Annotated in this window: 25 protein-coding genes; 8 read left to right on the forward strand and 17 right to left on the reverse strand. The window is 72.7% G+C overall.

The genetic code is table 11. The features are described 5' to 3' along the window. Positions 1 to 14 precede the first annotated feature (14 nt). Positions 15 to 854, forward strand: a complete 840-nt coding sequence (locus C6W10_RS31325; RefSeq protein WP_234361491.1) for a helix-turn-helix transcriptional regulator — start codon at positions 15 to 17, stop codon at positions 852 to 854. After that, positions 845 to 1069 (forward strand): DUF397 domain-containing protein, encoded by a 225-nt coding sequence (locus tag C6W10_RS31330; RefSeq protein ID WP_107262686.1) that lies wholly within the window; start codon positions 845 to 847, stop codon positions 1067 to 1069. The genes C6W10_RS31325 and C6W10_RS31330 overlap by 10 nt, the downstream gene beginning before the upstream one ends. Positions 1070 to 1103: 34 nt before the next feature. Here C6W10_RS31330 and C6W10_RS31335 read toward each other — a convergent pair whose 3' ends face one another. Further along, positions 1104 to 2270, reverse strand: coding sequence for a LysM peptidoglycan-binding domain-containing protein (locus C6W10_RS31335; protein ID WP_107262687.1), 1167 nt, complete (start codon positions 2268 to 2270; stop codon positions 1104 to 1106). A 15-nt stretch (positions 2271 to 2285) separates the two neighbouring features. Next, positions 2286 to 2738 carry a pilus assembly protein TadG-related protein gene (locus tag C6W10_RS31340; protein WP_107262688.1) on the reverse strand — a complete coding sequence of 151 codons (453 nt, stop codon included), beginning with the start codon at positions 2736 to 2738 and terminating at the stop codon, positions 2286 to 2288. A gap of 327 nt (positions 2739 to 3065) precedes the next feature. Between C6W10_RS31340 and C6W10_RS31345 the strand changes: the two genes are divergently transcribed. Further along, positions 3066 to 3866: a hypothetical protein gene (locus C6W10_RS31345; RefSeq protein WP_159104830.1), complete on the forward strand. Its 801-nt coding sequence runs from the start codon at positions 3066 to 3068 to the stop codon at positions 3864 to 3866. 76 nt (positions 3867 to 3942) lie between these two features. Here the strand turns inward: C6W10_RS31345 and C6W10_RS31350 are convergent, their stop codons facing one another. The 10 genes from C6W10_RS31350 to C6W10_RS31395 form a co-directional block, all read right to left on the reverse strand. Next, positions 3943 to 4500: a TadE/TadG family type IV pilus assembly protein gene (locus C6W10_RS31350; protein ID WP_234361492.1), complete on the reverse strand. Its 558-nt coding sequence runs from the start codon at positions 4498 to 4500 to the stop codon at positions 3943 to 3945. Then, positions 4497 to 4934, reverse strand: a complete 438-nt coding sequence (locus C6W10_RS31355; RefSeq protein ID WP_369938725.1) for a TadE/TadG family type IV pilus assembly protein — start codon at positions 4932 to 4934, stop codon at positions 4497 to 4499. The genes C6W10_RS31350 and C6W10_RS31355 overlap by 4 nt, the downstream gene beginning before the upstream one ends. Positions 4935 to 5021: 87 nt before the next feature. Next, positions 5022 to 5264, reverse strand: coding sequence for a hypothetical protein (locus C6W10_RS31360; protein WP_107262690.1), 243 nt, complete (start codon positions 5262 to 5264; stop codon positions 5022 to 5024). A 34-nt stretch (positions 5265 to 5298) separates the two neighbouring features. After that, positions 5299 to 6168 (reverse strand): type II secretion system F family protein, encoded by an 870-nt coding sequence (locus tag C6W10_RS31365; RefSeq protein ID WP_107264431.1) that lies wholly within the window; start codon positions 6166 to 6168, stop codon positions 5299 to 5301. Next, positions 6168 to 7064, reverse strand: coding sequence for a type II secretion system F family protein (locus tag C6W10_RS31370; protein ID WP_107264432.1), 897 nt, complete (start codon positions 7062 to 7064; stop codon positions 6168 to 6170). Before C6W10_RS31370 ends, C6W10_RS31365 begins: the two co-directional genes overlap by 1 nt. A gap of 55 nt (positions 7065 to 7119) precedes the next feature. Next, complete coding sequence (locus C6W10_RS31375; protein ID WP_369931463.1) at positions 7120 to 8580, reverse strand: CpaF family protein; 1461 nt, start codon at positions 8578 to 8580, stop codon at positions 7120 to 7122. A gap of 97 nt (positions 8581 to 8677) precedes the next feature. Further along, positions 8678 to 9481 carry a hypothetical protein gene (locus tag C6W10_RS31380; RefSeq protein ID WP_107262692.1) on the reverse strand — a complete coding sequence of 268 codons (804 nt, stop codon included), beginning with the start codon at positions 9479 to 9481 and terminating at the stop codon, positions 8678 to 8680. Positions 9482 to 9483: 2 nt separating this feature from the next. Next, the gene (locus tag C6W10_RS31385) at positions 9484 to 10143 is read right to left on the reverse strand and encodes an SAF domain-containing protein (RefSeq protein ID WP_107262693.1); all 660 of its coding nucleotides are present in this window, start codon (positions 10141 to 10143) and stop codon (positions 9484 to 9486) included. Next, positions 10140 to 11096, reverse strand: a complete 957-nt coding sequence (locus C6W10_RS31390) for a hypothetical protein (RefSeq protein ID WP_107262694.1) — start codon at positions 11094 to 11096, stop codon at positions 10140 to 10142. Before C6W10_RS31390 ends, C6W10_RS31385 begins: the two co-directional genes overlap by 4 nt. Next, complete coding sequence (locus C6W10_RS31395) at positions 11090 to 11650, reverse strand: hypothetical protein (protein ID WP_107262695.1); 561 nt, start codon at positions 11648 to 11650, stop codon at positions 11090 to 11092. Before C6W10_RS31395 ends, C6W10_RS31390 begins: the two co-directional genes overlap by 7 nt. A gap of 647 nt (positions 11651 to 12297) precedes the next feature. Here C6W10_RS31395 and C6W10_RS31400 point away from each other — a divergent pair. Together C6W10_RS31400 and C6W10_RS31405 are read left to right on the forward strand one after the other, a co-directional pair. Next, positions 12298 to 13074: an A24 family peptidase gene (locus tag C6W10_RS31400; protein WP_107264433.1), complete on the forward strand. Its 777-nt coding sequence runs from the start codon at positions 12298 to 12300 to the stop codon at positions 13072 to 13074. Positions 13075 to 13599: 525 nt separating this feature from the next. Then, positions 13600 to 14805 carry an LPXTG cell wall anchor domain-containing protein gene (locus C6W10_RS31405; protein ID WP_107262696.1) on the forward strand — a complete coding sequence of 402 codons (1206 nt, stop codon included), beginning with the start codon at positions 13600 to 13602 and terminating at the stop codon, positions 14803 to 14805. Positions 14806 to 14887: 82 nt separating this feature from the next. On the opposite strand, the gene C6W10_RS31410 is transcribed toward C6W10_RS31405, so the two are convergent. The 5 genes from C6W10_RS31410 to C6W10_RS31430 form a co-directional block, all read right to left on the reverse strand. Next, positions 14888 to 15460, reverse strand: a complete 573-nt coding sequence (locus C6W10_RS31410; protein ID WP_107262697.1) for a CGNR zinc finger domain-containing protein — start codon at positions 15458 to 15460, stop codon at positions 14888 to 14890. Continuing rightward, a complete protein-coding gene (locus tag C6W10_RS31415) occupies positions 15444 to 17372 on the reverse strand; it encodes a sigma-70 family RNA polymerase sigma factor (protein WP_107262698.1) in 1929 nt (642 codons plus the stop codon). Before C6W10_RS31415 ends, C6W10_RS31410 begins: the two co-directional genes overlap by 17 nt. Then, positions 17353 to 18207, reverse strand: coding sequence for a hypothetical protein (locus C6W10_RS31420; protein WP_107262699.1), 855 nt, complete (start codon positions 18205 to 18207; stop codon positions 17353 to 17355). Before C6W10_RS31420 ends, C6W10_RS31415 begins: the two co-directional genes overlap by 20 nt. A gap of 6 nt (positions 18208 to 18213) precedes the next feature. After that, positions 18214 to 18519, reverse strand: a complete 306-nt coding sequence (locus tag C6W10_RS31425) for a CU044_2847 family protein (protein WP_107262700.1) — start codon at positions 18517 to 18519, stop codon at positions 18214 to 18216. A 113-nt stretch (positions 18520 to 18632) separates the two neighbouring features. Next, positions 18633 to 20837 (reverse strand): ATP-dependent RecD-like DNA helicase, encoded by a 2205-nt coding sequence (locus C6W10_RS31430; RefSeq protein WP_234361979.1) that lies wholly within the window; start codon positions 20835 to 20837, stop codon positions 18633 to 18635. A 259-nt stretch (positions 20838 to 21096) separates the two neighbouring features. Here C6W10_RS31430 and C6W10_RS31435 point away from each other — a divergent pair, with 259 nt between their 5' ends. From C6W10_RS31435 to C6W10_RS31445, 3 genes are all read left to right on the forward strand, one after another. Beyond that, positions 21097 to 21399: a hypothetical protein gene (locus C6W10_RS31435; RefSeq protein WP_107262702.1), complete on the forward strand. Its 303-nt coding sequence runs from the start codon at positions 21097 to 21099 to the stop codon at positions 21397 to 21399. A gap of 71 nt (positions 21400 to 21470) precedes the next feature. Beyond that, entirely contained in the window at positions 21471 to 22346 is an 876-nt protein-coding gene (locus C6W10_RS31440; protein ID WP_107264434.1) for an ABC transporter ATP-binding protein, read from the forward strand. Next, positions 22346 to 22948, forward strand: a complete 603-nt coding sequence (locus tag C6W10_RS31445) for a hypothetical protein (protein WP_107262703.1) — start codon at positions 22346 to 22348, stop codon at positions 22946 to 22948. The genes C6W10_RS31440 and C6W10_RS31445 overlap by 1 nt, the downstream gene beginning before the upstream one ends. The last annotated feature ends 304 nt before the right edge of the window (positions 22949 to 23252 follow it).

Raw genomic sequence — 23252 nt, forward strand, 5'->3', positions numbered from 1 at the left:
CGTTCTGCATCGGCGTGGGCCGCATTCACCCGTATCGCCCGGAGGACTCCATGGAGCGCTCGCCCATGCTCGAACACTTCGCCGAGGAACTGCGGCTCGCCAGGTCGGCGGCAGGTATGTCGCAGGAAGCGCTCGCCGAGGCGATCAACTATTCCCAGGCGATGGTGGCCAAGGTGGAGAACTGCGGGCGGCGTCCGAGCCTGGACTTCGCCCGTCGTTGCGACAGGCTGTTCGACACCGACGGGCGGTTCGAACGGATCCAGAAGCGGATCAGCCGAGAGATCATCGTTCAGTACTTCCGTGAGTGGGCCGGCGTCGAGCAGGAGGCCAAAGCGCTGCGCTGGTTCGAACCGGCGTACGTGCCGGGCCTTCTCCAGACCGAGGCGTACGCCCGGACAGTGCTGTCCAGCACCGGCCTGCTCACCACCGAGGAGGTCGAGCAGCAGGTGACCGCCCGGCTGGACCGACAGGAGATCCTGACTCGGGACAAGCCGCCGCTGTTCACGGTCGTTCTTGACGAGTCCGCGCTGCGCCGACCGATCGGCGGCCCTGCGGTGATGCGTGAACAGCTCCTGCACCTGGTCAAGGTCGGTACCAGCCTGCCTCAGGTGCGGATCCACGTCGTACCGTCCAGAGTCGGCGCGTACGCCGGGCTCGACGGGCCGTTCATCATCGCCACCCCGCCGGTCGGTGAGCCGGTCGCGTACTTCGAAGGCCACTTCCACGGGCAGATGGTCGACCGTGCGGATTACGTGAACCATATGCTCGATGTCTGGGACTCGATCCGGGGCGAGGCGCTCCCTCACCAGCAGTCGATCGAGTTGATAGCGGAGGTGGCGGAGACGTGGACCTGACCAACGCGGAGTGGCGGAAGAGCAGCCGGAGCAACAGCAGCGGTGGTGCCTGCGTAGAGGTCGCGGCCAACCTGCCCGGCGTCGTCGCGGTCAGGGACAGCAAGGATCCGGCCGGGCCGGCGCTGACCGTCGGCCCTGAACCGTGGCGAGCCTTTGTCGCCCACGTCGGCGTCCTGACCGACCGGACACCCGCACAGGGCCTGTCCGTCGCCTGACGGCTGTCCCGGGCCGGCCGGCCGTCCCTGCCGTTCAGTCGTGTTGCCGATGTCGACCGTTGCCGAAGGAAGGCCGGCGGCCCGAGCGGTTGCGCAGCCCGAAGACCGCACCGACCTGCGCGCCGACGATGCTGGCCACGGCGATCACCGCGGAGACCGCGAGTGGCCGGTTCAGTTCCTCCGCCGCACCGGCCCGGGAGGCGGTGACCCGGTACGTGGTGCCGTCGTCGTCACCACCGGAGGGCTGCGCGGGCGGCGGCTCGGCCGGAGGCCGGGTACCGGGCGGCGGTTGCGGAGTTTCCGGCTGTCCAGCCTCCGGTTGCCCGGTCTTCGGCGCCGGGTCGGCGGGTACGGTCTGCGGCCAGCCACCGGGCGGCGGCGGGGTCGCGACCAGCCCGGTGGCGTGCTGGCGGGCACCCCGGTCCTCGGCGGCCGGCGGCAGGTTCAGTAGCTGGCCCGGCCGGATCCGGTCCGGGTCGCGGATCTCGTTGAGCCGGGCCAGTTCCGGATAACGGTCGAAGTCGCCGAGGTAGCGGCCGGCGATGTGGCCCAGGTAGTCACCCTTCTCCACCCGGTAGACCGGCTCCGGCTGCTCCTCCGGCTTCCCGGCCAGCCACTGCGGCGCGGGCCCGGAGGCCGGTTCCGCCGCCAGCCAGTGCGGCGCCGGCCCCGACGCCGGCCCGTCCCCGCTGACCGGCTGCACCCCGGGCGCCGCCTGCCCGACGCCGACCGGCTGCCCGGCCGTCTCCGGTGGCCCCACCAGGCCCGGTTGGGCGGCTGCTGCCGCCGCCGTCGGCCCGAGGACGGTGCTGGCGGCGGTGGCGGCCGGGCTGACCGCCAGGACCAGTGCCACCGAGCCGACCAGGGTCGCGGCCCAGCGTTGCTGACGGCCGAGTCCGGGCAGCCGGATCGCCGGCCGGCGCAGGATCCGGGCCGGGATCTCGACGAGTACCGAGAGGGCGAAGGTGGCCCAGCCGGCCCAGCCGACGACCGCCAGTGCCCGGAGGAAGAGCTGCCCGTCGTCCCGGCTGGTCAGCGCGGTGCCGATCTCGTCGAGCCCCGGCACGTGGTCCGGCAGCGGATTGCCGGCCAGGGCGAGCAGCGCGAGGGGCGCGCCGACCAGCAGTCCGATCAGGACGATCAACGCTCCGAGCCCGGTGCAGAACTGGCCGGCCCGGCGGGCCGCCCGGGATGCAGGCATGGCTATGCCCCCTATTCAGCGGTTCGTCGTGGTGAGGAGTGTCGCGGTGGCCGTACCGGGCACCGTGATGTTGTCGGCGAAACCGAACAGGTCGAGGAAGACCGTGTCGTAGTCGAGTTCGAGGTTGACCGTCAGCGTGGAGTTGTCCCCGGCGACCGCGAAGTCGACCTCCCAGCGCTCGACGCCGTCCACGCTCGCCAGGTAGTTGCCGACCGCCGTCCGGGCGGCCGGCTGGTCCAACAGGGTGGTGCCGTCGAGGAGCAACTGCCCGAGGTCGATCGCCTGGCCGCCGGCCCGGGCCGCCTCGGCCGCCAGATTGTCGGCGCGCTGCATCGTGCGGAGCTGGCCGGCGCCGTCGTACGCCAGCCCGATGATCGCGAGTACGCCGATCAGCGCCACCGCGAGGAAGAGGCTGACCCGTCCGGCGTCCGGCCCGACCGGCCGCCCCGACCCGACGCGGGCGTTCACTGGGCGCTCCGTGTCAGGAGTGTCACGAGTTTCTTCCTGGCCAAGTTGTCTTGAGCTGCCGAAAGGGTCTTTCGGTCCCGGCCTGCACCCACTACACCAAGACCGTCGACCACCCCGATCTCGTTCGGCACGACACCGTGACGAAAGACATCAGCTCGCTGCCCTGAACCAGCGCCGGCCATCCCAATGCTGGTCGGCTCCCGACTGGTTGTGGGCGTACACCACGGTGACGTATCGCCGCTGAAGCGCCACCAAGTCGTTGAGATCTCGCCGCGTGACACCGCTCGATACCGTTGATGGCACCACCACCGGACGGAGCAGGCCGCTATGGACCTCCCCAAACAACCAGATGCGATCCCGAACCTCCTAACGGAGATCGGGAACAGGTCGCCGCAGGGCGATCTACCCCAAGCCGCGACGCCGATCATCACTCGCGCGGCTGAGCCGCTGCCGCAGGGCGATTTACCCGAAGCCGCGACACCGCTCGATATCACCGCACCGCCGGAGAGGCGACCGGTGGAAGCGCCCACCGAGGTCACCCCCGACCACGGCAATCCCGAGCAGGAATCTGACCCGGAGGACAACACCAACCTCACCGAGGGCCAGCAGGTCCCGGCAGCAGGCGAGTCACCAACGCCACCAGACCACGACAGGACCCGGACATCGTCGCTGCTCGAAGTTGCTCGAAGAATTTCGGAGCAGAAGCCCCAGGAGCGCCAGCTTCTCACGGATCGACTCGAAGCCTTCGGTGACCTCAAGGACGAGCAGGCAAGGAGGGAAGCAAGCCAGGAGATCTTCACGGTCGCTGCCAACATCGTCGGCCGCGCGATCACCGAACAAAGCCACCAAACCGAGCTACTGAACGCTCTGGCCAACTCGAACCTTGACCTCAACCGCACCGCGCCCAGCCCGGAAGATATGGACGAGTGGCACCGCGACATCACCCAGACCCTGAAGCAGTTGACCAAGATCAGCGATCTGCCATCAGAGGTACTGGCGAAAATCGGGGAAGAGATGGTGATCGAATTTCTCTTCCCTCGTGCCCACGTCATCATCCCGCCGACCGACCCAGTGGGGGCCGTCTTCACCGCAATGACGCTGTTGAAGATGGCCAGAGGCGGACACTGATCATCACCGGCACCGCACTGCCTGAGGCGCCAGACCACTACTCCAAACCTCGAACCCAAGCCTGGCACTGCGCTCACTAGGCACCACCCGTACTCGGGTTCGCCACGAAAGGAGCTTCAGTAATCCCGAACCCGAGAGTTCTGCCACGGTACCGGTCCAGTGGGGACGCGAACGTCGCCTCGACGGTGCTGTACCTCCGTACGCCCGGCAGCAGCGGCATCCGCAGGTCCCGTACCGAGACGTCACAGGTGACCGTGACGACGACCGAGGCGTCGGTGCCGAGGCCGGTCACGTACGCCTCGTCGAAGCCGGTGCGCTGGCCGTCGACCGTACCGGCGAAGTCCAACTCCGGCTCGTCCGAGCAGGAGAGCCCCTCCGCGTCGAGCCGGCTCCGCACCGCCGCCCGTGCCGCGTCCCGCCCGTCGCCCGCCGTACGCGAGATCGAGGCGGCCCGGGCGGCGTCGTGCGCGGCGGCCTCGATCGCCTCGTGCGCGACGGCGGTCCGGCCGGCGACCCCGGCCAGCGCGACCAGGGCGAGGAAGGCCGGGGTGAGGATCGCGGTCTCCACCGACACCGAACCCCGGTCCCGGCCGCGCCCCCGCAGCCGCCGCGCGCCGTCCCGCACGGTCGTCACGGCGTCTCCTCGTCGGTGAACCGTTCCACGGTGCCGAAGGCCGTCTCGCTGATCGGCGGCAGCGAGATCAGCGGCACGACCCGGAGCGGCTCGCCGGTGACGGTGGCGCTCACCTGGGTGTCGTCCGGCTCCACGGCGGTGACCGTCACCTCCCAGCCGACCAGCCAGTCGCCGGCCCGCTCCAGGAAGTCCTCGGCGCGCTGCTGCCCCACCCCCGGCTCGGCCTGGTAGGCGCGTTGCGCGCCGACCGCCGACTGGGCGGCGTTCAGCGCGGTGGCCCGGGCGATGAACCAGGCGGCGGCCTGGATCGAGGCGAGCAGCAGGATCAGGATGGCCGGCATCAGCACGGCCAACTCGACGGGGTTGGCGCCCCGGTCCCGTTCCACCCCGGCCAGCCGCCCGCCGAGGATCCGGTCCCGCCGCACACGGACCAGCCGCCCATCACCGCGCCGGCGCCACCGGCGCCCGGCGGTCGTCGCCGGAGGCCGGTGCCGGATGCGGTCGCGCGGTCCTGGCACGGATCAGTCCTGCGGCAGTCCGGGGTCGCCACCGGTGTCGGCGCCGCCGCCCGGCTCTGGAATGGCGTCCATCCAGTCGGTGACGCTGCGGGACACGGCGACGGTGACCGCCAGGGCGGCGGCCACCAGACCAAAGATGATCACTGCGGTCGGGACCGGGCTGTCACCCCGATCCCCCTCACCGGTACGGCGCAGCTCGGCGATCCGCACGACGAACGCAATGTGCAGGTAGTTGATGATCGACATTGCGGTCTCCCTTCAGGGCAACGGTGGGTCGGGGTCAGATCCGGGCCACGAACGGATAGAGCACGAAGCCGACGAGTACGAAGACCAGCAGCGCGCCCGGCACGTCCAGCCGGCTGGTCACCGCCTCGGCCCGGGCCAGGTTGTCGGTCCGGATCTGGTCGCGCAGCGAGTCGGCCCGGCCCCGCAGCGAGTCGTGCACCTGTGCGCCCTCGGTGCCGGAGGACTGCATGATCGCCCCCACGTCGCCGAGTTCCGGGATGCCGATCTTCTCGGCCAGGTCGCGCAGCTCGTCCCAGGGCGAGTGCATCTGCAACTGGGCCAGCCGCAGCGCCTCCCGGATCCGCTCGAAGACCCAGCCGTCGCAGACCTCGGCCGCCCGCTCCAGCGCCTGCACCGGACCGTGCGCGGCCGACAGTTGCAGGGCGACCAGGTCCAGATAGGCGCAGACGGCCTGCCGGAACTCGCGCCGGGCCCGCTCCGCCTTGACCAGTACGCTCCGGTGCGCCATCAGCACGCAGAGCAGCGCGAAGCCGAGCGCGCCGACGGTCGGCACCACGAACGGCAGCCGGATCCCGGCCAGGAAGAGGATCGCGGTCGACACCGCCGGAGTGGCCAGCCCGATCAGCCCGGAGAGCAGCAACGACAGCGTGTACTGCTCAGGCGACTGCCCGATCAGCGCGAGCTGCCGGTGCGGCGGACGCAGCCAGCGGGCCGTACCGGCGAGCCAGTCGAGATCGCGGCGGGACGCCCGGGCCGGACGACTCAACCCGGCCGGCTGGTGCAGCCGGCGCAGCGCCGGACCGAGCGCCGGAGTCGCCGGCAACGCCTCCCGGACCAGCAGGAACAGGCCCAGCCCGACGGCGGCGCCGCCGAGTACCCCGAACGTCAGATGCCAGTTCAAAATCATTTCAGCGCCGCCTCGCGGTCCGGCGGGGCGAGGAACCGGGCCGGCCGGGGCGGCAGGCTCATCGCCCGTACCCAGGCCAGCAGGGCGACGAAGGCGGCACCGAGCAGTACCATCACCAACTGCCCGTCCGGGGTGCCGTACGGCTCCATGTAGTCCGGGTTCAGCAGCCCGTACGCCAGGACCAGCAGGGTCATCCCGGTCAGGAAGCGCACCGCGAACCGGGGCTGCGCCCGCTTCGCCTCCACCTCACGCCGGGTCACCACCTCGGCCGCCGCCGCCGAGGCGATCGCCCCGAGCACGTCACCCAACCGCTCACCCCGGTCGGTCAGGTGCAGGATCAGCGCGGCGACCACCTGGTCGCAGACCGGGTCACCGATCTCCTCGGCGAAGGCCAGCAGTGCGGCCCGCCCCTGCCAGCCGGCCGCCAGCCTGGCGGCGAGCAGGCGTACCTCCTCGTCGACCTGGTCCGGTGCGGTCGCGACCGTACCGATGATCGCCTGCTGGAGGCCCTGGCCGGTGCCGGAGACGTCCTTCAGCCGGCGGGTCCACTCGCCGATCGCCTCGATCCGGTTGATCGCCCGCCGTTCGGCCCGGCCGGTGCCGAGCAGCCACGGCACGCCCGGCACCGCGACGGCGACCAGCAGCCCGACCACCGGCAGCCCGGTGAGCAGGAACGCCACCGCCCCGGCCACGACCGCCCCGACCAGTAGCGTCTGGTGCGCCCGCCGCTCCCGGGCGCTCGTCCCCGGGCCGAGCCAGAGCCGGCGCAGCACCGAGTCGCGGCGCGGCGCCGCCGGCCGTTTCGTCCCGACCAGCGCGGCCACCACCAGCACCAGCCCGGTCGCGCAGGCGATTCCGGAGAGTACGGCGATCAGCTCGATCTGCGACGGCAGCGTCACGATGCCACCCCCGCGCCCCGAGCACCTTCGCCGGGGCGGACCCGACGCCTCATGCCGGCCGCCCGAGTCGACTGTGCCGGGGCCGCCGCCACGCGCCGGTACCCGCCTCGATGTAGCGGGTCAGCAGCCGCGCGTCGTACCCGACCCGGAGCAACTGGTCGCGGACCCGTTCCGGCAGGTGCCGGGGGACCGCCCGGCCGTCCGGCCCCGGCCCGAAGACGGTGGTCGTGGTGATCCGGTTGCCCTCGCCGACCCCGACCACCTCCTCGACGTGCGAGACGAAGCGGTGCTTGCGACCGCCGATCGCGGTCTCGTCCTCGATGGTCACGTAGACGATCAGGTCGAGCGCGTTGCCGGCCATCCGCCGGGCCTGCTCGACGGTCATCTCCCGGCCGTGCGACAGCGCCAGCTCGATGATCCGCTCGCTGACCCCGGCCGGGGTACGGGCGTGGATGGTGCACATCGAACCCCGGCTGGTGGTCATCGCCTGGAGCATCGGCACGATCTCCCGGGACCGGACCTCGCCGACGATGATCCGGAGTACGCCCATCCGCAGCGCCACCGGGATCAGGTCGGCGATGGTCACCTCACCCGCCGGCCGCCCGTCCGGCCCCCGGTCGCCGTGCCCCTCCCGGGACTCGAAGCTCATCACCGCCCGGTGCTTGCGGCCCCGCCGGGCGGGCAGCAGCTCGCGGCTCTCCTCCAGCAGCACGTACGGCTCGTCGGCCGGGATCTCGTCCATCATGGCCCGGATCACCGTGGTCTTGCCCGCCCCGGCCAGCCCGGCGACCATGATGTTCAGCCCGGCCCGCATCGCCGCCCGGAGGAAGTCCCGGACCAGCACGTCGAGCATCTCGTCCAGGTCGGCCCGGCCGCCGGAGATGTCGTCGAGGGTCACCTCGATGGTGTTGTGCTTGCGGATCACCGCGTACGGGCGGTGGCTGACCAGGAAGACCGCCGCCAGCCGGCTGCCGTCCGGCAGTTGCAGGTCCAGGGTCGGCTTCGAGGTGGAGAGGGACCGCTCGGTGGCCCCGGCCCGGCGTGCCGCCGCCTGGAGGATCTCCACCATCTCCTCGTCGCTGTCGGCGATCGGCTCGGCCCAGTCGACGCCACCGCCGCGCCGGGTGATCCGCACCGAGTCGCAGCCGAGGATGTGCACCTCCTCGATCGAGTTGTCGACCAGCAGGGTCTGCAACCGGCCCAGCCCGACGAGTTCCGCGTTGACCTGGTCGAGCAGCATCCGCTCCTCGGCCGCCGACATCGGGGTACCGGCCCGGCGGGTGGAGTCGGCGTACTCGGCGACCACCGCCACGGCGAGCCGGGCCCGTTCGACGTCCTCCTCGGCGGTGCTGAACTCCCGGCCGCGCTGCCACAGGGTCAACCGCTCGCTCAACTCGCGCCGGAGTTCCCGGACCACCGCGAAGTCGACCCGGGGCTTGGGCGGGGTGGGTGGTGTCACCGGCTGCGGCACCGCCGCGTACGGCGGCGTCGGGCCGCCGCCGCTCGGCAGCGGTACGGGCCGGTGCCCGTTGTGCGGCACGACCTGCCAGATCGGGGCGGTCGCCGCGGCGTCCGGGTCGCGGGGACGCGGATCGGAGTAGACCGGCTCAAAGCGCACCGGGCACCCCCTCGATCGCGGCCGGCCAGCCGAGCCGGGCCCGGCGCCGGTCGAGCACCGCCCGGACCGGCACCTCCAGGGCGCTGGCCGCGCGCATCAGCGGCCGGTTGGCGCGTACCGTCCCGCCGTGGCTGAGCACCTCGGCGGTACGCGGGTCGTCCGGCAACTGCGCGATGACCGGGATCCGGAGCGCCTTGCCCACCTCGCTGCGGCCGTGCTCGCCACCGATCAGCAGCAGTCGCAGCGTGTCGGCCGGTACCCGGTGTTCGGCGAAGTCCCGCTCGATGGCCCGGATCGTCGCCTGGGTGCTGGACAGGTGCGGCAGCCGGGCGGCGGTGACGACCAGTACGAGGTCGGCGGCCCGGAGCAGCGGCCACGGTGGCCCGACAACCTGGAGCCGTCCACAGTCGACCAGCACGTCGTACGCCGGGCGGCCCTGGGCCAGCCCGGTGAAGAAGTCGGCGAACCGCTGCCAGAGCGGTACGACGCTGCCGGCCTGTGCCGGGTCGACCACCCCGGGCAGCAGCAGCCGTTCCCGTCGGGGCGCGTCGAGGTCGACGAGCTGCGACCAGAACGCCTCTTCGAGGTTGCCGTCCCGCAACTCGCCGACGGCCAGCTCGCCGATGCCCCGGGGGCCGGGCAGCGCCCCGCCGAGATAGCCGGCCAGCACCGATCCGCCGGACGGGTCGCACTCGGCCAGCACCACCCGGTGGTGCCAGGTGAGCGTGCAGGCGAGGGCGGTCGTGGTGACCCCGGGCGATCCCTTTGCCGAGACGAGGGCGACGATGGCCACGGTCAGGCTGCCGCGTTCAGCACGACGGCGATCCGGTCGCTGGTGGCCAGTGCCACCACCGCCGGTACGTCCTTGGCCGCGAGCGCGAGATAGAGGACCACCGAGTTGCTGGCCGGGGTCGCCATGTCGATGACGGTGGCCTGGAACCGGGTCGCCGGTGCGGCGGCGGCCCGCGCGTCGTCACCGGCGGTACTGAACAGCAGCACCTTGTCGCCGGGGCGGAGCCGCTTCGCCGGTACCTCGCTGGGGCGCAGCCCGACCGAGACCTGCTGCTGGCCGGGGCCGAGCAGCGGCTTGTCGGTGAGCTGCGCCATCGTCAGCAGGGTGCCCGGGGTCAGCGTCACGGTGGCCCGCTTGCCGACCACCTCGGCGATCCGGTCGGCGGCCACCGGTTCGAGGCCCTGACCGCCGGCCACCTGCACCGTCACCAGGTCGTCGGCGCTGAGCGCCGTGCCGACCGGTACGGCCCGGGCGACCGCGAGATAGCTGCCGGTGGCCCGTACGGAGGTGATCGCGAACGCGGAGCCGAGCCCGCCGAGCGCGATCAGCAGTACGGCGAGGCCGAGCAGCCCGGGTCGCATCCGGCGCTGCCGGACGATCCGGGGCGGGGTGATCGGCGCGTCGATCGGGGCCCCTGTGGTCGGACTGGTCGCCACGGTCACCTCGTCACCACCTGGAGTTCGTCGATCCGGATCGAGGTCGTGTCGGAGCGTTCGGCAGTGAGCGCGTCCTCGTCACCCTCACCGGTGCTGCTGCCCCACGGCACTCGCCAGTGCTTGACGGCGGTGATCTCGTACCGCCCGCCCGGCTCGGTGCCGCTCGATCGCGGATAGCCGGGGTACGCGCAGGCCGCCGGGGGTGGCTGGCGCGGGTCGTGGGTGCCGGCCTCGAACGGGATGCCGGCCGAGCCGCACTCCACCGTCTCGCCGTTGCCCATCCGCCAGACGATCTTCGTCGGGATCGCCTCGATCCAGACCGTCACGCCGCCCTCGGTCGCGGTCTGCCGCTCGTCCTCCCAGCTCGACGCGTCGTGCAGCCAGACCGGCACGCCGACCAGGCCGGGCGCGTCGCTCGGCGCGGTACGGATCTCCGGCGGCTCCAGGGTCAGGCTGGCGAAGAGGTTCAGCGCCATCTGCTCGGGGTCCGGCGGCGCGAACCCGGTCGGCGGGTCGGTCAGTTCCACCACCTGGGAACTGCCCGCCGCGCTGCACGTCCTCAGGTAGGCGGTCTTTCCTGCTTCGACGTTCGGCGGCTGCGGCTCGGCCCGCTTGTAGTAGCAGTCGTCGACGCTGTTGAACCAGCCGAGCACGTCGTCGTAGCAGGGCACCTCGGTGCCGTCGTCCTTCTCGCAGACCCGGTCGCCGCCGCCGGAGCCGCCGCCGTCACCGGAGCCCGAACCGTCGCCGCCGTCGTCGCCCGGCTCGCCGGGCAGTTGCTCCCAGACGTCGCAGTTGTCCTGCCCGGGCGGGCACTCCGCGACCGGGTCGGCCCCGGCCGGACCGGCGGGCACCGCCAGCGCGGCGGCCAGGGCGAGCAGGGCCACGGCACCGGTCGCCAGCGACCGCCGGGCCGGCACGCCGAAGAGGCCCCTCGCCGGCCCGCGCCGGGTCAGCACGGCTGGTCCTGGTGCGCCGCGCCGACGTTGATCAGCCAGCGGCCGTCGGGATAGCGGGTCGCGGTCGCGGTGGCGAGATGTCGGCCGCTGGCCGAACCGGGTACCACCTTCCGGTCCTTCTTGTAGACCAGGCGGTAGCCGGTGGCGTCGATGCAGTCCTGGATCGAGACGGTGGCCGGGTCGGAGTCGAGGTCGACCGCGGTGACCGACGGATTGGAGACGAGCTTTCCGGTACGCATCGCGCCGTGCTCCTTCGCGTCGCGAATGGTGAGCCTGACCCGGGTCAGTAGTGGATCGGCGAGATATTTCCGCAGTTGCGGATCAAGTGGATCGCCGGACTGTTCCGCTTTCCGCACGGCGGCCAGATAACCCGCATAGGCGGCCAGGGCGGATTTCTCCGCCTCGGCGGCCCGGGCGTCGGCGCTGGCGGCCGGCTCGGCGTCGCCGCCGGGTGGGGCCGCGCCGCCCGGCCGGTTGCCGCAGCCGGTGCCGCCGACGAGCAGCGCCACCGTGAGCAGGGTGCTCCAGAGGTACGCCGGTTGCCGGGTTCGCAACGGTGCCTCCTCCTGCTGCGCCGCTGACCGCCCACCTGAGCAGGGTTGACCGGTCGCTCCCGCCGGTGGCGTCGGTCGGGACGTGGGCACGGCCGCTCCGCCCCGGAGGCCCTGGACCGGGCCCGGCGCCGCTGCATCCACATTCGGGTGAGTCGATCTAGATTCTCGGTGTGGTATTGCCAGTCGATCTTTTTGTCGCCTGTCGGTCGACGGTTGTGCGCCGTCCAGAGGGCGAGCATAGGCTGACCGCCGACGATACAACAGGGGCTATTTGAGAGAATACGTACGGTTACGATCTCTGTTGTCGATCGACATCGCAATCATATGATGTCGATCGATGGCGCTTATTTGATCAATAGCTGGTGGACGGTGCAGAACCGCCGCCCCTTCCGCTCCGATTGTGCCGGCTCCGGGGAGCGAAATGCCATGGATGACGATGATCTGACAGCTTCCGTACCGGTGCTTGCCGCACAGTCGGCCGGGGTTCGGTGGTTCTCGTCGCGGCGCCGCCCCGTCGCCGTCCGGTCGGTGGGCGTCGGCTCGCCGGGCCAGCGGAGATCCGGAAACAGCGATCATGAAGTTACTCTGCGTGTTCTGGGTTGCCCCGGATCCGGGCGTACCGGGCCGCCGCCGAACGGGAGGTCGAGATGCGGAACACCGCGACACCGCGTACCCCGGTGCAGCCGGCCGGAGCGGCGGCACGCCGGCCGGTCCGGTGGCTCGCGCTGCTCACCGTCGCCCCGGTACTGCGCTGGCTCGTCGCCGCCGAGTCGGTCCCGTACGGCCACCCGCGCCGCTCAGGCTGTGACCACTGTGGCGTCCCGATCGGCCCCGCCGGGTCACTGCGCGCGCTCGCCCCGTCGCCCCGCTGCCCCGGCTGCGGCGGCCGGATCGGCGCCCCGCCGCTGGCCGTCGAGTTCGCCCTGCTCCTCGCCGTGGCGGCGGTGGTCGTGGCCGGACGATCGCCGATCGAGTCGATCGCGTTCGGCTGGTGGGCCGCGTGTGCCGTGCCGCTGCTCTTCGTCGACCTGGCCGTACACCGGCTGCCGGACCGGCTCAGCTATGCCGCCGCCGTCGGCACCCTCGCCCTGCTCGGCCTGGCCGCCCTGCTGGCCGGCGACCCCACGGCCTGGTGCCGGGCCGTACTGGCCGGGCTCGGCGCGGCCCTCTTCCTCGCCGGCACCACCCTGCTGCTCGGCCGCCGGGGCTTCGGGCTCGGCGACGCCAAGCTGGCGCTGAGCGCGGTCGCCGTACTCGGCTGGCTCGGCTGGCCGGCGGTGCTGCTCGGCACGCTGCTGACCTTCGGCTCCTCGGCACTGTGCGGGCTGGCCCTGCTGGCCACCCGCCGGATCGGCTGGGGCGGCCACCTGCCGTTCGGCCCGTTCCTCGTCCTCGGCACGCTGGGCACCCTGGCACTGAGCTGACCCGCGCGACCCCGCCGACCCACCCGGCCACCCGGCACCGCCGCCGACCCGTGCGGCGGGACGGCAGCGACGCCGATCCGTGCGCCTGGACAGCGGCGACGCCGAGCCGTGCGCTGGACGGCGATGACGCCGAGGCGTGCGGCTGGACGGCGATGACGCCGATCCGTGCGCCTGGACAGCGGCGACGCCGATCCGTGCGCCTGGACGACGGCGACGCCAACCCGTGCGCCTGGACAGCGGCGACGCCGAGCCGTGCGGCCGGACGGCGCGGGCCGGGCTCCGACCGACGAGGGCCGCCGCCGTCCGGAGCGTCTCCTCCGGACGGTGGAGCGGTCGGCCGGCTGGCCGGTCGAGGTTTCTGGCCGATCACTCGACGGGCCGCCCGGCACGCCGCCGCAAATGCGCCGCAATCCGGCGCCGCTCCGGGTGCCCCCGCTGGGCAGAGGATCACCGGGACGGCCCGTTCCCCCTGGTGACCGGTACCGTACGTCGGTCATCCGATCGACTCTGCAATTCGGGGGAACCATGAAGCTGCGTACCCGGCGCCTGCTGGCCCGGGCCGGCGCGGGCGGCCTGGCGTTGTTCACCAGCGGCGCGATGATCGCCATCGGCGGCGCCGCCCACGCGGACGTCGGTGCCGACCTGGAGCTGACCGTCTCGTCCGACTCCGTCGCGGTCGGCGAACCGCTGGCCGCGCACCGGGCGGTGGCGTTGAACAAGGGCCCGGGCGACGCCGCGGGCTGGCAGTTCGAGTACGACCTCAGCGGCCTCGACGACAGCGTGGTGACGCTCGGCGACCACCTGCACCTCGGCTGCGAGCTGACCGGCGAGAAGATCCGCTGCTCCACCATGGGCCTCGCCCCGGGGCACAGCCTCGCCCAGCCCACCCCGTTCACCCTGACGAAGGTGCCCGGCAAGCACGGCAAGGCGGGCTCCTACACGGTCACCGCGGTTTCGGAGACCGACCCGGACCAGACGAACAACTCGGCGAAGGTCGAGGTCGAGGTGCCGGCGATCGGGGTGGACCTGGCGGTCTACGCCGACGACGTCCACCAGGTCACCGAGGAGGGCGAGTTCACCGACCGGCCCGTGCCGCCGGGTGGCCGTACCCTGACCTTCGGGGTGGTCGCCAACTTCGGTGACACCATCGCCAAGGGCGTCAGGGTGCGGGTCACCCTGCCGCAGTACCTGACCTTCGACGAGGTCGAGCCGGGCTGCGAGTACTCGGCCGGCAACCGGACGGTCACCTGCGACTACGACCAGATCACCCTGGTCCCCGCCGACCGGGACACCGACGACTCCGACGACGTCATCTCCGCCGTCGGAATCGTCTTCCCGGTGAAGGTCGCCGAGGACGCTCCCGGCCCGGTCGTCGCCCGGGGCGGCGAGATGTTCAGCAGCGCCCTCGCCGTCGAGGACGGGGTCGATCCGGCCTCGGTGGCCCGGAGCCGGAGCACCGGACTGCCGGAGGGCGCCAAGGGGATGTCGGCGAAGCAGGTCGACGACGCCGACCCGGCCGACAACACCGACACCTTCCGGGCGCACATCGGGGCGCCCTCGGGTGACGGTACCGGCGGTGGCGGTGGCGGCCTTCCGGTGACCGGTGTCCAGGCCGGCCTGGTCGGCGGCGTCGGAGCCGGCGTCGTACTGCTCGGCGGGGCGCTGTTCCTGCTCGCCCGGCGCCGCCGGGTCGTACTGGTGACTCCGGGCGACGAGAAGCCGGCCGCCTGACCGGTCGCGGATCTCCGGACGGGGCGGCGCGGCCGTCCCGTCCGGAAACGCCGATCGGGTGCGGCGGGCCGGGCCGGCGAGGTCAGCCGGCAGACGGGCCCACCGAACGGCCGGCCCGGTAGACGCGCATCTTCGCCCGGCTGCCGCAGACGCTCATCGTGCACCACCGACCGCGCCCGGCCGGGCTGTGGTCGTAGTAGACCCACTGGCACCGGTGTGCCGCACAGGCCTTCAACCGGGGCCAGGTGCCGGCGGTGGCGGCGTTCAGGATCGCCGCCGCCACCTCGGCGATCAACGCCGCCGACCCGCCGAGCCCGGTCGCCGGCACCGCCCGGGCCGCCCCGGTGGCGTCGATGGTGAGCAGCAGCGGGGACGTGGCGAGGGTGTACCGCAGCGCGGCGGCGGAGGCGCTCGGCACCTCGTTGCCGGTGTGCCCCCGGCAGGCGTCCCGTAACGCCTCCCGGAACCGACGGGTCTCCGTCACGTCGGAGTCGGTGAAGCTGAGTCCGGTCGCGCCGTGCGCGGCGGCGAAGGCGGTGAGTTCGGCGATCGTGCGCAGCCGGTCCCGGCCCGCCTCGATGTCGACGGTGTTCAACAGGTCCTGCACCAGCGCTAGCGGTCCGGGTGCGGGGGCACGGTCACCGGGCTGCCTCATGGCGCCACCGTACGCACCCGGCGCCAGATACGGAAACGTCTGTCGATGTCTTTCTCCGCCTCGGGCGGAGTCCGCCCTCCTCAGCGCCCCGCCCGGACCCGGCCCGCCCCGGCACGACGATCCGGGATCCGCTCCGGGCGGCACCGCCGGGCGTACCCGGTGCGGCGCCGCTGTCGTCGGCACCGGCCATCGTGACGGCCGCTCCACCGACGATCGCCAGCAGCATGCTCCGGAGCCGGGCGTCGGCGTCCGGCGGCAGGAGTGCCGGCGGACAGCCGGTCGGGTGCTGCCGGCAGGGGCTCGTGGGGGCAGGGCAGCTGGCGGGCGAGGTCGGGATGGCCCGGAGCTGGAGCCCGAGCACGATCAGCCGGTCGGCACCGTGCACGACGCCCGGGCCGGCGGCGGGCGCGCTGTCCTCGCCGTCGCCCCGGAACAGGTCGGGCGGGCTGGGGCGGAGCAGCCTGCGCAGCAGGTACCGGCCCTGGTGCACCCGGCGCCGCGTCAGGTCCGACCAGGGCGGCGGCGGCCCGGGCGGCAGCAGCCGGGTCAGTGCCCGGACCCCCCGGTGCTGTACCGCCCGGATCCGGCTCTCGGCCTGCCCCATCGCCCGGGCGGTCTCCGCCAGCGAGAATGCCTGGAGGAAGCGGAGGACGAGGCAGTCCCGCTGTTCCGGGTCGAGGTGCCGGAGTGCGGCCAGCAGCGGGCCGTTCACCAGCTCGGCGGCGCCGTCCCGGGCCGGGTGGTCCGGGTCGTCGACCGGTGGCCGGTCGCCCGGACGGTGATCGGCCAGTACCTCCCGGGCGGTGCCGATCAGCCAGGCGCCCAGCTCACGGTCGGGGCCAGCGAACGTGTCGATCCGGTGCAGCACGCGGCGTACGGCGGTCGAGGTCAGTTCGGCGGCGAGCCGCCGGTCACCGACCCGGTAGTAGACGAACCGGAAGACGCTGTCCAGATAGCGCTCCACCACCCAGTGGTACGCCTCCGGCACGCCGAGCCTGCCCCGATCCGGCGGGGTGCCGGGTGGCGCGTCCGGGGCGACCGCGTCCGGCGGGCCGGCGGCGGTCGGGTGGCCGGCGGCGGCGGTCGGTGCGGTCGCGTCGGCCGGGGTGGCGGGGTTCGCCGCGCGCAGGTCGGCGTACCGCTGCTCGGCGGTGGCGAGTTCCTCGCCCAGCCGTACCGCCTCCGGATGGCCGGCCGGCAGTCGGGCGGTCAGGTGCTGACCGGCCAGCTCCATCACCTCGATCGCCGACTCCACGAGGTCGAGCCGTCGGCGCCGCATCGCCAGCGCGAACTGGGTCTCGGCGAGGTCCCGCAACTCCTGCGCGGTACCCGGCGGATCGGTGGCGGACCGTTCGATCGCCTGCATGGCGCTGGTTTCCGCGCTGGCCAGCAGGTCGGCCGGCCACTCCGCCGGGCGGTCGGTGGCGATCGCGGCGGTCAGCGCGGCGGTCGCGTGCCGGGCGGCCCGGCCGGACTCGCCGGTCTCCAGGCAGAGGACGGCGAGGTTGGCGTGGAGTTTCGCGCTGGTCACCGAGAGCCGGTCGGTGGTCCGCAGGGCCAGGTCGAGCAGGATCGCCGCCCGGTCCCGGTCGCCCCGGGCCGCGGCGAGGATCGCCCGGACGTTCTCGGTGGCCAGCCAGGCGTCGCTGCCCCGGGTGGTCCGCCAGGCCGCCCAGTCGAGCAGCCGTCCGGCCTCGGCGTGCAGGCCGAGCCGGGTGAGCAGCATCGCGAGCCGGTGCACGGCGCCGGGGTTCCGCTTCGTGTCGAAGGCGGCCAGCGAACTCAGCGCCGGCCGCAGCGGGTCGAACCCGGCCCGGCCCCGGCCCGGCCGCCGCAACGCCGCCTCGGCCTCCGCGATGGCCCGGGGCAGCAGCTCGTCGAGTACGAGGTCGTCAGGTGCGGATCTGGTCACGGCTGCTCCTGGCGATCCAGTACCGGAGGGTCCGGTCCAGCACCTTGTGCAGAAAACGGCGGGCCTTGCGGCGCCCCAGCAGGCCCCGACTGATCATGCGGTCGAGCTGGTCACCCATCACGTTGAGTTCCCGGAGTTCCTCGGTCAGCCCGACCGGTTCGGCGTCGTACGCCCGTTGCAGTGCCCGGGTGTTCTCCTGGGCGATCCGGCGGGCGTCGGCGAGGACGTCGAGTTCGGCGAGGGCGTACTCGGCCTGCACCGCGATCAGTACGTTGGTGGCGTCGCCGGAGTGGTTCCACTTCGGTGCCTGCTCGACGAGCATGCCGAGTACGGCCGGCGGGCCGGGCTCGTCGGAGGGGCGTCGTACCCGCTCGACCGGACCGCCGCTGTAGCCCCGGTAGTCGCCGAGTTCCTGCTCGACCTTGAGTTCGAGCGCCGCGATCTCGCCGCCGCCGGTGCAGCGGTGTCGCAGGTCGGCGTTGAGCACCGATCCCGTCAACCGGTGCGGGCTGGCCTCCGGCCGGGCCGGTGCCACCCAGCCGTCGTTGTCGGCCGCCCTGGCCAGCACCGGCCGGACGACGGCCCGGGGCAGCGTGCCGGTGACGCAGATCAGGCCGAGGTCGTCGCGTTGGGCGATCCGCACCACCCGCCCGTCCACCGTTCCGCTGCCGGCCACGGTCATCGTCACCGGTTCGTCCTGGGCGAGCCGGGCGAGGCAGTGCCCTGCGGTGATCACCCAGTGGCTGCTGACCAGGAACCCGACGGTGTACCCGGGTGTCGCGTCGGGCTTGTCGCGCGGACGGATCCTGACCAGGTAGGAGTTCCGGGACGGCACGACGGCTCAGGCACGTTCGATGGTGAGGGTGACCTCGAACGAGACCTCGGCCGACGCCCGGGTGACGACGACGCCGCCGCTGGTGGCGAGGCTCAGCCCGAAGGTCGAGGTCACGGTCGAGACCCGGAATCCGGTGTCGTCGGGTTCGGTCTGCACCGACTCGCGCAGCATCCGGGAGATGTCCCGGACGGCGGTGCCGATGTCGTCGGCGCGTTCCTGTAGCAGGGTGGTGAGCCGCCGACTCGGGCCGATCTGGCGGGGATCGGTGCCGTCGGTCGGGAAGATCTCGACTCTGACCGGTGTGTGCGACATGTTGTTCCGTCCGGTGACAGGGGGACACTCGGGCCGGCGCGGCGGGCGTACGCCGGACGGCAAGAGTCCTAACGAGACATCGCCGCGTTATCGGTCGAGAACGGACCCGTGATTCACGTCACAGCAAGGTCGAGCCCGCCGAGCCGGTGGGTGAGTGCGGTGTGCCGGCGGCCGGTGCCGGCGGTACGGACCGCGATCGCCAGCGCCTTGCGCGAGCCGGCCAGTACCACCAGCTTCCGGGCCCGGGTCACCGCCGTGTAGAGCAGGTTGCGCTGCAACAACGTGTAGGAACTCATCGTCACCGGGATGACTACCGCCGGGTACTCGCTGCCCTGGGACCGGTGCACCGTGATGGCGTACGCGTGTTGCAGCTCGTCGAGTTCGTCGAAGTCGTACCCGATCTCCTCGGCCTCGTCGGTGCGGACGGTGAGTTTCCGGTCCTCGACCGACAGTTCGGTGACCACCCCGACGGTGCCGTTGAAGACCCCGGCGGCGCCCTTGTCGTAGTTGTTCCTGATCTGGATGACCTTGTCGCCGACCCGGAAGACCCGGGCGCCGTGCCGGCGCTCCGGCTGCCCCTCCCGATAGGGCGAGATCGCCTGTTGCAGCGCGGTGTTCAGGCTGCCGGCGCCGGCCGGGCCCCGGTGCATCGGGGTGAGCACCTGGATGTCCCGGGGCTTCAGGCCGAACTTGCGCGGCACCCGGCGGGCGACGATGTCCACCACCAGGTCGGCGGTGGCCTCCGGCTCGTCCACCGGGAAGAGGAAGAAGTCGGGATATTCGCCGAGCAGCGGGGACTGACCGGCGTTGATCCGGTGCGCGTTCACCACCACCCCGGACTGCTGCGCCTGCCGGAAGATCTTCGTCAGCCGGACCCGGGGGATCGACCCGGCGCCGAGCACGTCCCGGAGCACCTCGCCGGCCCCGACCGAGGGAAGTTGGTCGACGTCGCCGACCAGCAGCAGGTGCGCGCCGGGTGCGACCGCCCTGACCAGCTTGTTCGCCAGGATCAGGTCGAGCATCGACGCCTCGTCCACCACCACCAGGTCGGCGTCGATCGGGTTGTCCCGGTCGTGCGTCGGGTCGCCGCCGGGGCGCAGTTGCAGCAGCCGGTGCACGGTCGCGGCCGGATGCCCGGTCAGTTCGGTCATCCGCTTCGCGGCCCGGCCGGTCGGCGCGGCCAGCACGATCTTCGCCCCCTTGGCGGCGGCGAGTGTGATCACCGAGGAGACGGTGAACGACTTGCCGCAGCCGGGTCCGCCGGTCAGCACCGCGACCTTCGAGGTCAGGGCGAGCCGGACCGCGGCCTCCTGCTCGGGGGCCAGTTCGGCACCCGTCCGGGTACGCAGCCAGGCCAGCGCCTTCGCCCAGTCCACGGTCGCGAAGGCCGGCATCCGGTCGTCACGGTGGTGCAGCAGCCGGAGCAGGCTCGCCGCGAGCGCCGACTCGGCCCGGTGGAACGGCACCAGGTAGACCGCCGGAATGGTGCCGCCCTCGGCGCTCGGGTTCGGCACCGCCTCCCGGACCACACCCTCGTCGGCGGCGAGGTCGGCCAGACAGTCTCGGACCAGTTCGACGGGGACCCCGAGGATCTCGGCGGCGTCCGCGACCAGGTTCGGCTCGGGCAGGTAGCAGTGCCCGGCGTCGGCGGCCTCGGAGAGGGTGTACTGAATGCCGGCCCGGACCCGCTGCGGGCTGTCGTGCGGGATGCCGACCGCTTGGGCGATGGTGTCGGCGGTCTTGAAGCCGATCCCCCAGACGTCGGCGGCCAACCGGTACGGCTCGTTGCGGACGACCGAGATGGAGCCGTCGCCGTACTTCTTGTAGATGCGTACGGCCAGCGAGGTGGAGACGCCGACGCCCTGGAGGAAGACCATCACCTCCTTGATGGACTGTTGCTCGACCCAGGCGGCGGCGATGAGTTTCGTCCGCTTCGGCCCGAGCCCGGGGACCTCGACCAGCCGCCCGACCTCCTCCTCGATCACCCGCAGGGTGTCGACGCCGAAGTGCCCGACGATCCGTTCGGCCATCTTCGGGCCGATCCCCTTGATCAGCCCCGAGCCGAGGTACCGCTCGATGCCCTGGACCGTCGCTGGCAGCACCGTCGTGTACGACTGCACCTCGAACTGCCGCCCGTACTTCGGGTGTGTGCCCCAGCGCCCGACCAGCCGTACGCTCTCGCCGGGCTGCACCCCGAGCAGCGAGCCGACCACGGTCAGCAGGTCGGGGCCGCTGCGTTCGGTGGCGAACCGGGCGATGGTGTAGCCGGTCTCCTCGTTGGCGTAGGTGATCCGCTCCAGTACCGCCTCCAGCACCACCCCGGCCGGCCGCTCGGTGGGGCCGCCCCCGGCGGTCGACGCCGGCCGTACGGCGGTCGGTGCCTGCTGTCCGGTCACCGGAGCATCATGGCGCACACCCCCGTCACCCCGTGCCCGACAGTCACCCTGAGCCCGCTAAACCCGCTGGGCGCGCTAGGCCCGTTCGGCCCGTGGGACCCCGTTCGGCTCGCTGGCCCCGCCGGTCGCCACTCCGGTCGATCGGGGTCCCGGCCGGGGTGAGCGGGCTTAGCGTGAGGCCATGGACGACGGGGAGCGGGCGCTGGTGATCGACGGCGAACTGCACGACCTGCTGGTCATGCTCGCCAACAGCCGCAACGAGACGGTCGGCGAAACGGCCACCCGGCTGATCGAGGCGGAGTTCGACCGGATCAACCCGGGAATGCTGGACGACATCCGCCGTCCCGGTGCGGCGATCAAGCGCCTCTACGCGGCGACCGGTCGGCCGGTTCCGCCGGCCTTCCAGCAGATGGTCGAGCGCGAGTTCGGCGGTGCCGCCGGGGTGCGCGAACTCGACGACACCGGCGAACTCCAGCGCATGTAGCGGCCCGCCGGGTCGGGAAGCGGACGCGGGCCGCCCCCGCTGCGCCGCCCGGTCGGGTAAGAATGGCCGCGATGATCGAGGCCATCGAACTGACGAAGCAGTACCGGCGGGTCCGGGCCGTGGACGGGGTGACGTTCACCGCCGTGCCGGGCCGGGTGACCGGATTCCTCGGGCTGAACGGCTCGGGCAAGACCACGACGCTGCGGATGCTGCTCGGGCTGAGCCGGCCGACCTCCGGCCGGGCGCTGATCAACAAGCGGCGGTTCCGGGATCTGGCGCAGCCGCTGCGGCAGGTCGGTGCCGTCCTCGAACAGGGCATCAGCCACCCCGGCCAGACCGGCCGGGCGCACCTGGTGGCCCAGGCGATCCTGGCCGGCGCCGGCCGGTCCCGGGTCGACCACCTGGTCGAGTACGTCGGCCTCGCGCACGCCGCCGACCAGCGCACCGGCGACTACTCGCTCGGCATGCGGCAGCGGCTCGCGGTGGCGACCGCGCTGCTCGGCGACCCGCCGGTGCTGATCCTGGACGAGCCGGCGAACGGTCTCGACCCGGAGGGGATCGCCTGGCTGCGGGAGCTGCTGCGCGAGCGTGCCCGGGCGGGCGGCACCGTCCTGATCTCCAGCCACCTGCTGGCCGAGCTGGCCCAGCTCATCGACGACGTGGTGATCATCGCCAAGGGCCGGGTCAGGCGGGCGGCCCCGCTCGCCGAGCTGTACGGCGGCACCACCCGCCGGCTGCGGATCCGGGGCCGTGACCCGCGTCGGCTCTGGCAGGCGTTCGAGCGGGCCGGCGGCCGGGTCAGCTCGGACGGGTACGTGCTGGAGGTGCTGGGCCTCTCGCCGGAGGAGGCGGGCGAGATCGCCTTCCAGGCGCGGGTACCGATCTACGAGCTGACCAGCGACGCCCCGAACCTCGAACAGATCTTCCTCAACCTGGCGGCGGCCTGATGATCGCACTGGTCCGCAGCGAGCTGTACCGGGTGGCGACGATCCGGTCGAGCTGGATCTCGATCGCCGTGTTCAGCGTGCTGGGTGCGCTCTTCGGCGCGGTGAACGTCGACGCCTGGGCGCTGCTGGCCGGGATGGGCGCGTTCGGCCTCGCCGTACTGGGCGTGACCCAGCACTACCAACACCGTACGGCCGTGCTGCTCCATCTGGCCCGACCGGGTCGGCTGCCGACCCTGCTGGGGCAGATCGTGGCGGGCGTGGTCGTGGCGGTCGGGTTCGCCGCCGTCAGCGGGGTGACCGTGCTGGCCAAGGGCGACCTGACGCAGTACCGGAACACCCTGGTCCTGGCGCCGGTGATGGCGGTCTTCGGCGCCGCCAACGCGGCGGTGGTACGCCGACCCACCTGGCTGTTCCTCGGGTACGCCGGCTGGTTCGTCTTCGTCGAGGGCCTGCTCGGCCGGCTCTCCGCGCCGCTGCCGTTCTCGGCCTTCCTGGGTGCCGGCGGTGGTGACCGGACCAGCCTGCTGATCGCCGTCGGCTGGACGGTGCTGGCCCTGCTCGGCGCGGTGGTCGCCGTCCGCCGTGACCTGACCGGCGACTGACCACCTCGGCCGTCGTCAGGTGTTCTCGTCAACGACGTCCTGGTCGTCGTCATCGTGGTCCGGCGGCAGCAAGAACGGAGCGGGCCGGTACTCGTTTACCGGGGCGCCGGCTGGACGGCCTTTCTCGACGGGGTCCGGAGCGGTCTCTTCAACCCCGGGAGCTGACGGGACCGCTGCGACCCGATGATCGGCTGGCCCGGACGGGTGCGTTCGACCTCTCGGCCGGCTCTCCGCGCCGCCGCTGCCTCGACCTGATCAGCGAGTAGCCGACCACGGCACATCCGGCGGAAGCCGTTGGGGCGGC

The organism is Plantactinospora sp. BB1 (genome assembly GCF_003030385.1).
In the GTDB taxonomy this organism is placed as follows: Bacteria; Actinomycetota; Actinomycetes; order Mycobacteriales; family Micromonosporaceae; genus Plantactinospora.